At 58.0% G+C, this 12,079-nt stretch carries 9 protein-coding genes and 1 tRNA gene; 3 read left to right on the forward strand and 7 right to left on the reverse strand.

All coding sequences use genetic code 11. The features are described from left to right. The coding region (locus ABSE61_RS17325) for a hypothetical protein (RefSeq protein ID WP_423872352.1) at nt 1–184 on the forward strand (184 nt) is incomplete at its 5' end. On the opposite strand, the gene ABSE61_RS17330 is transcribed toward ABSE61_RS17325, so the two are convergent. The 7 genes from ABSE61_RS17330 to ABSE61_RS17360 all read right to left on the reverse strand — a co-directional run bounded on the left by ABSE61_RS17330 (nt 185) and on the right by ABSE61_RS17360 (nt 9,668). Then, nucleotides 185–2,164 (reverse strand): cache domain-containing protein, encoded by a 1,980-nt coding sequence (locus ABSE61_RS17330; protein WP_423872353.1) that lies wholly within the window; start codon nt 2,162–2,164, stop codon nt 185–187. Nucleotides 2,165–2,704: 540 nt separating this feature from the next. Continuing rightward, on the reverse strand, nt 2,705–4,762 hold the full coding sequence (locus tag ABSE61_RS17335) for a putative bifunctional diguanylate cyclase/phosphodiesterase (RefSeq protein ID WP_423872354.1): 2,058 nt from the start codon (nt 4,760–4,762) through the stop codon (nt 2,705–2,707). 1,189 nt (nt 4,763–5,951) lie between these two features. Then, a complete protein-coding gene (locus tag ABSE61_RS17340) occupies nt 5,952–6,452 on the reverse strand; it encodes a hypothetical protein (RefSeq protein WP_423872355.1) in 501 nt (166 codons plus the stop codon). Nucleotides 6,453–6,489: 37 nt separating this feature from the next. Beyond that, nucleotides 6,490–6,563, reverse strand: a tRNA-Gly gene (locus ABSE61_RS17345). 378 nt (nt 6,564–6,941) lie between these two features. After that, the gene (locus ABSE61_RS17350) at nt 6,942–8,159 is read right to left on the reverse strand and encodes an ABC transporter substrate-binding protein (RefSeq protein WP_423872356.1); all 1,218 of its coding nucleotides are present in this window, start codon (nt 8,157–8,159) and stop codon (nt 6,942–6,944) included. A gap of 31 nt (nt 8,160–8,190) precedes the next feature. Further along, nucleotides 8,191–8,604, reverse strand: a complete 414-nt coding sequence (locus ABSE61_RS17355; RefSeq protein WP_423872357.1) for a RidA family protein — start codon at nt 8,602–8,604, stop codon at nt 8,191–8,193. 53 nt (nt 8,605–8,657) lie between these two features. Beyond that, nucleotides 8,658–9,668, reverse strand: coding sequence for a LacI family DNA-binding transcriptional regulator (locus tag ABSE61_RS17360; RefSeq protein ID WP_423872358.1), 1,011 nt, complete (start codon nt 9,666–9,668; stop codon nt 8,658–8,660). 99 nt (nt 9,669–9,767) lie between these two features. On the opposite strand from ABSE61_RS17360, the gene ABSE61_RS17365 reads away from it, so the two are divergent. Together ABSE61_RS17365 and ABSE61_RS17370 are read left to right on the forward strand one after the other, a co-directional pair. Continuing rightward, complete coding sequence (locus tag ABSE61_RS17365; protein ID WP_423872359.1) at nt 9,768–10,640, forward strand: phytanoyl-CoA dioxygenase family protein; 873 nt, start codon at nt 9,768–9,770, stop codon at nt 10,638–10,640. An 82-nt stretch (nt 10,641–10,722) separates the two neighbouring features. Continuing rightward, nucleotides 10,723–12,072 carry an MFS transporter gene (locus ABSE61_RS17370; protein ID WP_423872360.1) on the forward strand — a complete coding sequence of 450 codons (1,350 nt, stop codon included), beginning with the start codon at nt 10,723–10,725 and terminating at the stop codon, nt 12,070–12,072. The last annotated feature ends 7 nt before the right edge of the window (nt 12,073–12,079 follow it).

The raw sequence follows: 12,079 nt of genomic DNA on the forward strand, positions 1-12,079 counted from the left end.
CCCGGCGATCCCGGCGCCACCGCCCACAATTTCCCGCGGGTTCTTTCTTTGGCGGCTTTCGGACGCCGGCCTCGGTGCACGCCGCACCGCTGCGATCGGCCGGCATCCGAAACCCTCAACAATACCGGAAGCCATGGCCCGGCTTCGAAGGACGAGCCTGGCGAGACCGCTGTCTCGTTACTAATCACGCGGCGGCCTGGCGACCCGACACAAGCTCGCTGACGATCTTGCGGGCTTCTTCTGACAAGTCGAATTTGATCAGTGTCGTTCCTTCATCCTTGCGCGCGACAAACCCCTTCAATTCTGTTGGAATGCCATCGATGACGAGGGTAAGCGGTGTGTTGACGGCGACCTCAGGACCGGTCTTCTCGATCATCGCACCTCCCAAAGAGAGATCGCGAACCATCACGCTGGCTGATTTACCCTGCAACTTGAGCGTGGCCGGACGACGAATATCGATGCGAGAGGACATGCGGCGGTCGACGTCGCTTGTTGAGGTGCGGATCACCCGTACAAGCGTGTCGCGAAGGACATCGACCTTGTTGGCGATTTCAGCGGAGCCGTCGCGAATTTCTGAGGCGCGTCGGCCGGTCTCAACCGCCTCATTTGACACGGAGACGATCTGCGAAGCCACCTCGCGGGCCGCAAGTGAGGTTTCCTCGACGGTGCGGGAAATTTCCAGCGTGACGGAATTTTGCTCGTCGATGGCGTGAGCGATGGTCGATGACACCTTCTCGACATTCCGAATTACTTCGCCAATGCCAACGATGGATGCTACCGAAGCCTGCGTTGCTTCTTGGATTTCCGTGATCTGCTGGGCGATTTCGCTGGTCGCCTTGGCGGTCTGCTCGGCCAACGACTTCACTTCAGCGGCAACTACCGCAAAGCCGCGTCCGGCTTGACCGGCGCGGGCGGCTTCGATGGTGGCATTGAGTGCCAGCAAATTCGTCTGGCTCGCGATCTCGCTGATCAGGTTGGTTACTGCCCCTACCCGATCTGCGGCTTCGGACAATTTGGCAATCGTCGATTGGGCCTGAGTAGAAGCGGTGACGGCTTCAAGGGTCAGAGCACGAGATGATTTGACCTGGGAAGCGATTTCGGCGATGGAGGCGCTCAGTTGCGAGGAGGCCTTTGCAACCGTCTGGGCGTTGGCAAGCGCTTCTTCGGCGGCCGCAGCGACACTGTTGCTGTTCTTGCCGAGCAGGAGTGCGCTGTCAGTCATGGAGACCGCATTCTCGGCCATCCGTTCGGTGCCAATCGCGACTTCGCCGACCGCGACGTTGGTTTCGCGCTCGACCGTCTCGGCCATTTCCTGCAAGGCCTTGCCTTTGGCCTTTTCAGCGATCTGCCGCCGCTCTTCTTCCAGATTTGCTTCGTTCCTAGCTTTTTCGGCCGCCTTGATCTTGAATTGCTCGACTGAGCGCGCCATGTCGCCCAGCTCATCGCCGCGATCCAGACCCGGCAGCTCAATACCAAAATTGCCTTCGCCGAGCTTCGTGACGGCTGAAGTCATGGCGACCAGCGCCGAAGACATCGTGCGCGCGATAATCAGAGTGACCGTGCCCAGCAGGCCAACCACAATCAGCGCTGTAATGATTACTTTGCTGATACTATCCCAGAGCTGAGCCTGCAGGTCGTCAATATAAACGCCGGTGCCGATGACCCAGCTCCAAGGTTCAAACCCCGTTACGTAAGACAGCTTCGGCTGTGGCGCGTCCTTGCCAGGCTTTGGCCATTGATATTCGACGAAGCCGGCTCCCTTGCTCTTCGCGACGTTGGCGAACTCGACGAACAGGTGCTTACCATTGGGATCCTTGATATCGGCAAGGTCCTGGCCGTTCAACTCCGGCTTCGCCGGGTGCATTATCATTCGAGGACCGAGATCATTGATCCAGAAATAGTCATCGTTGCCATAGCGAAGCTTCGATATCCTAGCCGCGGCATTCCTTTGAGCCAGCCCATCGTCCGAATGATCACGAACCGACGCATCGTATTCCTCGCGGGCAATCGTCACGGCGAGCTGCGTGAGGTGGTTCAGCTCATCCTGGCGTTGTTTTTTGAGCGAATCAGCAAGGTTGTTCGCCTGCATCGCCGCCAAGCCGATTAAACCGCAGAAGCTGAGACCGATGATGCTGTAAATTCGAAAGCCCAAAGAAAAGCGCATGTCCGCAACAACCCAAGATAGGATCAAGAATCGAATGTGCCACTGTCACACCGAGACGCTGCCGAACGGTTAATACGGACTAGATTAGCGGACCCGTAGTTTTACGTACCCGTCCATTCGGCGGCGCGATGGTCTGCAGCGATCGCTCGATCGTTTGCCCTTGGCGACGGCCGCGTTGCCGGCAATCTGATTGAAGATCATCAGGCCAACTAGCAAAAGGCCTAGCGTGGATACGATTGCGAATTTGATGCCGATGCGGAGATTCCGAACGATCCGTATGATGGGCTTCCTTATTGCTGCTCACGAGGAGCTGAGCTAATTGCGAAAGCGAAAGCAAAGTCGTCCAACCGTCGGCCTCTAATCGAGCGGCGTTGATGTAAATTTAGTCAAATCGAGTAAATGCCGTCTTTGTCCGAAAGCTGCCACCACTACCCTAAAAGTGCGATGACTTTTGAAGTAATGAACCTTGGAGATCATCGACGTCCGAGACGGATCCAAACTCCGAAGTCAATCAGCGCCGGTAGGCTGAACAATTGGCAATCAACCTCTGGCGGCCGTAATCAGACGCGCCTGCGGGGGATACCGCACAGCAAATTCGGCCATCCATTTACTGATCTCATTGGCTGGCATTGGCTTTCCAATCAAATACCCCTGCACGCAGTCGCAACCTTCAGCCTTCAGGAACTCAAGTTGCTCCTCGGTTTCAGCACCCTCGGCGAGAATCTTCATGCCGAGCTTTTGGCCGATCTTCAGCAGTGCACCAATAATGGCCTCAATCTGTGGAGTTGGTTTGCTCCAATTCAAGAAGGACTTGTCCAGCTTAATCTTATTGAACGCAAATGAAGAAAGTGTCCCGAGAGAGGAGTAACCGGATCCAAAATCATCCAACGCAATTGAAATGCCGAAGTTCTGAAGCGACTGCAGTTCCTTCAAAGCGTGTTCGGGACTTTCGATCAGCGTTGATTCCGTAATTTCGAGCTCGAGGCGTGCAGGTGGTAGGCCGCTTGGTCTAATCGCATCCATGACCACTGCTGTTATGTCTGAAGACCGAAGTTGCACCGGAGAAAGGTTTAGAGCCACACTTAGCGATGCGGGCCATGACGACGCAATTTTGCAACCTTCTTTCAGCACCCACTGTCCGATCGGCACGATCAGCCCGGATTCCTCAGCGATTGGTATGAACTCCGACGGCGGAACAGAGCCCAATGCGGGATGGTGCCACCTCAGAAGCCCCTCAAAGCCGACAATTTCCATCGCGGCAAGATCGCACTGCGGCTGGAAGTGCAATTCAAACTGACCAAGTTCAAGAGCGTTCTGCATATCCTGGCTCAACGTCCGGCGTCTGTGAAGACATTCGTCCGTCGCTTCGTCGTAAAAGCAGATGTTGCCAGGTAACCGGCGAGCTCTTTCGAGCGCCACATTGGCATTTGCCATTAACGGTCCTTGACTGTTTCCATCTCGGGGGAACATTACAATCCCCATGCGAAAGCGAAGTTTTATCGCCCGACGCTTAATTTGCACAGGGGATGCGAGGCTCCCGATGATCGCCTGTGATATGGCTTGAGCCTGCAACACATCGCCGCAATCTATCACCGCAGCGAAGCGCGTTCCGCTAAGTCGGGCGAGAAACGCAGTCGAATTCAGCGTCGTTTTCAGACGCCGAGATACTTCGACAAGCAGTTCGTCGCCGCCATCAGTTCCGGTCACTTCGTTTATTTCATGCAAGGCTGCGATATTTATCTTGTATAGCGCGATTGTTCGACCTTCGAGCCGAGCAGCCTCAATAATCTTACCTAATCTCTCTTCGAAAGCAGTCCGGTTAGGCAACCCTGTCAATGGATCATGGTGCGACGCGAAGTCGACCTGATAGCCTGCATTCAATTTATTGCGCTGATCTATTGAGATTGCGAAGAAGCCAACACCAATTACGAGACAACTGACGACAAACACGCCGGCTGCAAGAACGTCCCTCGGCAGACCTGCTGGCGCCTCAGCCCCGTAGGGCGTGATCGTTACGCCAGCCATCGCCATAAAATGAAGGCCGACAATACAAAGGACTAGAAGGCCGACACCAAGGCGCTTCGACATCGCGGACGGCATTCGTACTAAAACCGAAAAGACCAGACCCCCCACCAATCCGCCGATCACAATCGACACACGCATGAAATTCGGGTCGAAGTAAACAAACCCTGCAGGTTCGTAAGCCTGCATCCCGATAAAATGCATCAAGCAGCCGCCGAGCCCGATTACAGCGCCTCCCATTTCGGGAAGCCAAAAACGTTGATCGGACCGTGCGATCGCCAGGCCAGCCATCGTCGTAATGATGGCGCTCAGTAACGACAGAACTGTTGTTGTGGCCGCAAATGTGGCGACCAATTGCTGCGAATACGCAAGCATCGCAATGAAGTGGGTGCTCCAGATCGTAGTTCCACCAACCAAACCGGATATTGCAATCCAATCGAAACTGAAACTTCTTGAACGCAGACAACGATCAAACAGATTTATCGAAATCCAGGATCCAAATATGCAAATCCCCCCGGCCAAAGCCACCAGAGGAAAATAGTGCTCGGATTGGATGCAAGTATAGAGCTTTATCATACGCATCCAAATCCAACTTTGGCGTCGCGAGCGCGCGGGGTTTGCTGATTGTGTTCAGCAAACACTTAAGGGGCGATAAATCTTCGACCCGTACATTCCCGGGTGCTAGCCCAAGACATGTCGTTTCGGGTCAGTCGCGCCTGCTTGATCGTGTGACGGTGATTTCCGGTCTAACCCGGTGGTCTCAACTGGTCGGCGCGACACTTTGTCTTAGAGCAATAAGATGGAGTGTAACGATGGATCTGGGAATTCGTCGAGGGTTTACGGCGGCCGAGAAGACAGAGTTATGGGATCGCTGGCAGCGTGGGGACAGCATCGTTGGCTTGATCTGCATCGGCGCCGGTGACAGCATCCCCCTCACATCGGAGACACGTTGGCCGCGACATACAGGCGACGCATCGACTGCCTCATTAGAATGAACGCTGTGCGTCCTGTGGCTAGCAGGCTTGGGCTACGTTCGAGCACCACTCGACGCAGCAGACCTCTAAGCAAGCGCAACGCAACGGCACAAGCCGCCGAGGGAAACCTTGGCGGCTTTTGCGTGTGTAGCCAAGTTGGACTAGCCTGATAAGCAGAGTTTGTCGGAGATCGCGCACGTGAACTCCACCCTTATGATTCAGAAATCAGAAGCGGTGAGCTTGATCGAAAAAATCAAAGCCGAGATCAAGAAGCGTGCGGAGGCGAAGGCAAAGCGGATGCTGCTTAAGCGCCCCAAAAGACCGACGAAATGATACAACTAGAGTAGCGAACTCATTTATGAGTTAGGACTTCTTCGCTCTCTTAGCCTGTTGCAGGCGCTTATTCTCAGCCTGCGTACTGCGGACGGCTTCGGCCAGCATCTCGCGTAGCTCAGTCTTCGTCTTTGGCGGCTCGCGTGTCGATTTCCACGGGGTCATGCAACCTATCTGGGGATGCTGGAGGAACCCCTTGACGGGACTGCCTTCATGTGGGCTTTTGCGCGCACAGCGGACTCAGAGCGCACATCGCGCCATGTCCGAAACGTGCCCCATTAGCGAAAGTCGTCGGGCATCATTCAATCACCTGATCCACGCATGACCGACGGCCCCGCAATTATCCCCGCCAATCGCCTAGTGTTCCACTTTGGTGAACTGCATCCGGAACGCGAAGACCGAGACATTATAACAACAGTCGTCGTGCGAAATTCCAAACTGCTGACCCGGACACATAGTTAAGAAAGCGTCAACTGATTTGTGGAGATATAAGCGCACCGACGATTCCAGAAGGAGTTCTCGATGGCGAAGTTTGCGATTGGCGAGACGGTCGATACGCAGCCGGCCGCCGGTCCGACGACGAGTTGCGCATTCTCGATGTAGTCGAAGCCGAGTTGGCGCGCTCGCCTTCTCGCTTCATTGTAACTGTCCACGCCGTCTTTTGAGCTGCTGTCCGCGAGCACTCGCCAGTGTTGCTCGAGGTTGCTGTTGAATTTTTCAGCGACGCGTGACGCACGAACTGCTGCGCGGTCTGAAGCGATCCGAATCTTGGTTGAGTGCTTCACAACACCGCGGCGATCGAGATGCGCAAACTCGGTCGGGACTCGACGTGCGAAGTGCCAGGTGCCGTTTCGTCTCGTTAAAAAATCGGGCATGAGTGTGAATGTGTTGGACGTTTTGTTGGACGAAATGTTGGACGTTATTTCTGGCAAAAATACGGATTCTATCCGCAATTTCAATAAGTCGCCGAGATCGCTTGGGAAACTACTTGGGGGATGGAGCGGGTGAAGGGAATCGAACCCTCGTATTCAGCTTGGAAGGCTGCTGCTCTACCATTGAGCTACACCCGCGCTAGGGCCGATCCCCTAACACGCCCCGCGTCTGGCCTCAACCTCCCCGCCCGGGGGACAAAATCCGGCCAAAAACCGCCACCCTTAACAGGCGCCGATCACCGGCCTATATTGATGTTTCCACCAACAACGAAAGGAGGTGATCCAGTGTCTTATACCAAGCGCTGTCACCTCGCTGGGATCGCCCGCTAAGCATCTTTTTGGCATCAGGGCGCTCCTAGTGCGGCCTGGACCAGCGAGTTTCAAGAACGGGGCGCGACGGATCACCTCCGCCGCGCCCTTTGTTGAGTCGGAATGGAAGTTTACATAAGGGGTTGTTCGATGGAAGTTCCGGCCTGACATCGCCCTCGCGGTGGACGACGCCGAGGTCGAATGCACTCATTTGACGAGCGGGCATTCGCTTTCCGACAACGGCCGGAACGCCTGATCGGCAGGCAGCGTCGCCAATACTTTGTAATAGTCCCAGGGATATTTCGATTCCGCCGGCGTCTTGACCTGAACCAGAAGCATGTCATGCGCCATGCGCCCGTCCTTGCGAATGGTTCCTCCCCTCGAGAAGAAATCATCGACCGGCATTTCGCGCATTTTGGCGAGAACCGCCTGGGTGTCGCTCGTGCCGGCGGCCTTCACCGCTTTCAGATAGTGCGACACGGCGGAGTAGACGCCGGCATGCGTCATGGTCGGCATCGCCTTGCGCCGTTCGAAAAACCGCTTCGACCAGGCGCGCGTATCGTCATTCAGATCCCAGTAGAAGCCTTCGATGTAGGTCAGCCCCTGGGCCATCGGCAGACCCATGCTGTGAATGTCGGAAATATAGACCAGCGGCGCTACGATCACGTGGTCCTTCGTCAGGCCAAATTCCTGCGCCTGTTTCACCGAGTTGATGGTGTCGGAACCGGCGTTGGCGAATGCGATCACCTTCGCATCCGACGCCTGGGCCTGCAGCAGGAACGAGCTGAAATCAGGATTGTTCAGGGGATGACGAACGCTGCCGACCACGGTGCCGCCCAGCGCCGTGATCGCCTTTGATGCCTCGGCCTGAAGTGAAATGCCGAGCGCATAGTCGACCGTGAGAAAGAACCAGCTCTTGTCGCCCTTCGCGACCAGCGCTTTCGCAAGGCCAGCGGCATTCGAATAGGCGTCATAAACCCACTGGATGCCGTTGGGAGAACATTGCTTGCCGGTGAGCTCGGTCGTTGCGGCCGTGGCGTAGAGCGCGATCTTTTTTTTCTCTTTCACAAGCGCCTGCACGGCGAGCGCGACGCCCGAGTTCGGCATGTCGGCAATGACGTCGACACCATCGACATCGATCCAGTGCCGAACGATGGAGGTCGCGACGTCCGTTTTGTGCTGATGGTCGGCAGAAACAAGTTCGATCGGCTGATTGCCGATCTTGTTTCCGGCATCTTCGATCGCCATCCGCGCCGCCTCGACGGAGCCTGCGCCCGCCTGATCGGCATAGGGGCCCGACATATCGCTGAGGACACCGATCTTGATTGGGCCTTCGAGAGTCTGCGCCTGGACCGCGACTGTTCCAAAAAGAACGCCGCACGCCAGAATGACCAGAGCCTTGATTTGCTTCTTCTGATCTTTCATCAAACACCTTCCATAAAATCATAACGTGACGTCAATCCGCTTTCGGAAGCCCGACCACGGCCTCGATTTCGACCTTCATCTCCGGCAGCGCGAGCCGGCTGACCTCGATCAGCGTGCTGGCGGGCCTCGCCGACCCGAAGAATTGCTGCCGCACCGGGTTGATCGCAGCACGATCGTTGATGTCGGTCAAAAACACCGTCACCTTGAGCACGTCGGCCATGGTGGCTCCGGCTGCATCGAGCACGAGCGCGAGATTGGAAAGTATCTGGCGGGTCTGGGCTGCCGCATCCGCGCCGCCCACAAGCTTGCCTTCGCCATCGTGCGCCGTCAGCCCGGAGACAAACAGCATGTCTCCAAACCGTACCGCGTCCGTATAGTGGCTCAGGGCCGCGGCAAGTCCTTCGACTTTGAACTCCTGGCGTTTGGTGTGATTGGAACCGGACATGATTTTCTCCCCCGCTCTTCCAGCTGCAAAACCCCTTCTAGCGGCCGAATTGTCTAGCCGCTGTCGCGCAGCACCAGTTCGAACCCGAGATCGACGCACCGCTCTCCGCCGCGCTCCAGCGTCAGCGTGGCGGCCGTGCGGCCGATGCTGTGTCCGTGCACGCTGATGGTGCTCAGGCTGGGCGAGATGAGCTGGCCGATTTCAAGATCGCCAAGGCCGATGACCGCGACCGGCTGTGCCGACGCGGGTCCTTGACGCAGTAGGCCAGCCTTGCGCAGCCCCGCCATGAAGCCGATGGCATAGGCATCATTGGCGGCAAAGACGGCATCGACTCCCGGCAGATGCGCGTTCGCCGCCACGCTGCCGGGGGCATTGCGATCGAGGATCAGCCGGCGAGGCTCGGCCAATCCCTGCGCCAGCGCCTCTTCTCTGAAACCGAGCCAGCGACGGGCGCCGCGCGGATCGTCGCCACCGATGAAAGCGAGATGTTGTCGCCCTTGCGCGATTAGGTGCTTTGCGACCGCGACCCCTGCCTTGAAGTTGTCGAAGCCGGCAACCGCTTCGATCGGCGATGTCGGCAAATCCCAGGTCTCGACAACGGGAACTCGTGCGTTGCGGAGCAGCCGCGCTCCTTCTTCCGTCGCGGGCGATCCCACCATGATGATCGCCTCCGGCCGCCGCGACAGCAGCGCCGCCAGCATGCGGTCCTCGCGTTCGTCATCGTAACGCGACTGCGCGAGGATCACCGAAAAGCCTGCGGGCTCGAGCGTGTCCGACAACCCCTGAACCGTGTCGGCAAAGATCGAATTGGCGATGGTCGGCACCAGCACGCCGACCGAATTGGTGCGGGCACTCGCGAGCGAGCCCGCCACGAGATTTGGGACGTACCCCAGTTCCCGCATCGCGCGCTCGACCCTTGCACGTGTCTGTGGCGCAACCTGCCCGGGAAGCCGCACCACTCGGCTCACGGTGATCGATGAGACGCCCGCGAGCCTAGCGACAGCCGAAAGCGTCGGGGCAACTTCGGGGCTTTCCTGGATGTCAGGTGGGGATTCTTGGTTCATGGCCGTAAATGCACGAATTTGACTTGCCCAGCTACAATGACAGCGCTACCATTCCGTTATGTTAGCGCTAACATACCTAGAAATGACGGGGGAGGACAGATGATTCCTGAGAGCATGGTGCAGGCCTATGAGCGGGACGGCGTGATTATCGTGCCGGAAGTGCTCGACACCGACACGCTCCAAAGGGTGCGCAATGTGATCGCCGAACTGGTGGCTGGCGCCGCTGATGTGACCGAGCACACCGATGTCTATGACCTCGAACCCGGGCACACGCCGGAAACTCCGCGTGTCCGCCGGATCAAGACCCCGCACAAGGTTCATCCGATCTTCGACGAGATGGTGCGCAGCCAGCCGGTGGTCGAGATCCTCGCACAACTCTTGGGTCCCGGTTTGCGCCTGCACGGCTCCAAGCTGAACATGAAGTCTGCGCAGTATGGCTCGCCGGTGGAATGGCACCAGGATTGGGCGTTCTACCCGCACACCAATGACGACATCCTCGCGATTGGCGTCCTGTTGGACGACTGCGACCTCGAGAACGGCCCAATGCTGGTCACGCCCGGCACGCATATCGGAAACGGGATGTGGAATCACCATGGCGAAGACGGCTGCTTTGCCGGCTTGATCGATCCCGATCAGATTCAGGACGAGATCAAGCGCGCCGTGCCCTGCATGGGCAAGGCCGGCAGCATGTCCTTTCATCACGTGCGCGCCCTGCACGGCTCGGCCATGAACACTTCCAACCGCCCGCGCAATCTCCTGCTCTACGAAGTCGCCGCCAGCGACGCCTGGCCGTTGGCGGGCGTCAAGGATTTCGAGGAGTTCGACAGCCGGCTGCTGGCAGGACCTTCCGTGATTACGCCGCGGCTGACGGACGTACCGGTGCGGATGCCCTTGCCACCGCCGAAACGTCAGGGCTCGATCTACGAGACGCAATCGGCGGCCAAGAAAAGCTATTTCACGCGCGCAGCGTAGTGACATCGACATCGCCCGCGATTCCAAGCCGCGGGCGATGCGCTTCAAGAACCAAAATCAAACAAAATATACGGGGAAACGCATGACCAAGATGGGAGCCGATGGCGCCGGGAGCTCGCGCTTACGTGTCGTCCTGGCCGCGAGCATCGGCTCAGCACTTGAATGGTACGATTTCTTCCTCTACGGCACCGCAGCAGCGCTGGTGTTCGGCGAACTGTTCTTCCCGAAGAGCGATCCGGTCGTAGGCACCCTTCTCTCCTTCCTGACCTTTGGCGTCGGTTTCGTCTTTCGACCGTTGGGCGGCATCATCTTCGGTATCCTTGGCGATCGCTATGGCCGCAAGCCCGTATTGGTCGCAACGCTTCTGATGATCGGTCTCGGCACCACCGCGATCGGATTCTTGCCTACCTATTCTCAAATCGGCGTTTGGGCCCCTATCCTCCTGGTCGCGATGCGGATTGTGCAGGGGCTTGGCGCCGGCGCCGAATATGGCGGAGCGGTGATCTATCTGGTGGAGAACGCACCGGCGAACCATCGCGGCTTCTGGGGCGGCTTTGCGCCGCTCGGCGTTTCCGTCGGCAATCTGCTCGCGGCCGGCGCGTTCGCCTTGGTGTCGATGCTACCGCACGACGCCTTGATGAGCTGGGGATGGCGCCTGCCGTTCCTCGCGAGCTTCGTTCTCATCCTGGTCGGGCTCTATGTCCGCCTGCGAATCACCGAAACGCCCGTTTTCACCGAAGCGGTCCTGGCGCGCGGCATCGTCGAAAAAAATCCGGCGATGGAAGCGTTGCGCCACCATCCGCGCAACTTCCTGGTCGTTCTCGGCGCTCGAATGGCGGAAAACGGATTGGGCTATTTCTTTCCCGTTTTCGGGCTCAGCTATGTCATCAAGACGCTAGGCGTTCCGAATTCAGAAGCGCTCAGCGCCTTGATGCTCGCCTTCGTCATCGAGCTCTTTGCCATCCTCGGGTTTGCAGCCCTGTCCGATCGGGTTGGCCGGCGGCCAGTCTACATGTTCGGCGCGCTGGCCGGCGTTGCGCTCGCCTTCCCGTTCTTCTGGATGGTCGGAACCAAGCAATGGATCATGATCGCGCTCGCCTTCATCCTGGCGAGAGCCGTGGTGACGGCGGCGATGTTCGGACCGCAAGCCGCCTACTTCGCCGAACTGTTCCCGCCGCAACGGCGCTTTGCAGGTTTCGCATTCGCCCGCGAATTGGGCTCACTGCTATCGGGCGGGCCTGCGCCGTTCGTCGCCACCGCGCTGGTCGCCGCCTACGGCAGTTGGTGGCCGGTCGCCTGCTATGCGATGTTTCTGTCGATGTGCACGGTGATTGCGATCTGGTTCGGCCCGGAGACCTATCAAGAGGACATCACGGCAGTCGCGCCCGATCCTCGAGTAGAACTTCCGGTAGCGATGCCCCAGCGGGCCTGAACAAGCG

The organism is Bradyrhizobium sp., from assembly GCF_049519115.1.
Classification (GTDB): Bacteria; Pseudomonadota; Alphaproteobacteria; order Rhizobiales; family Xanthobacteraceae; genus Bradyrhizobium.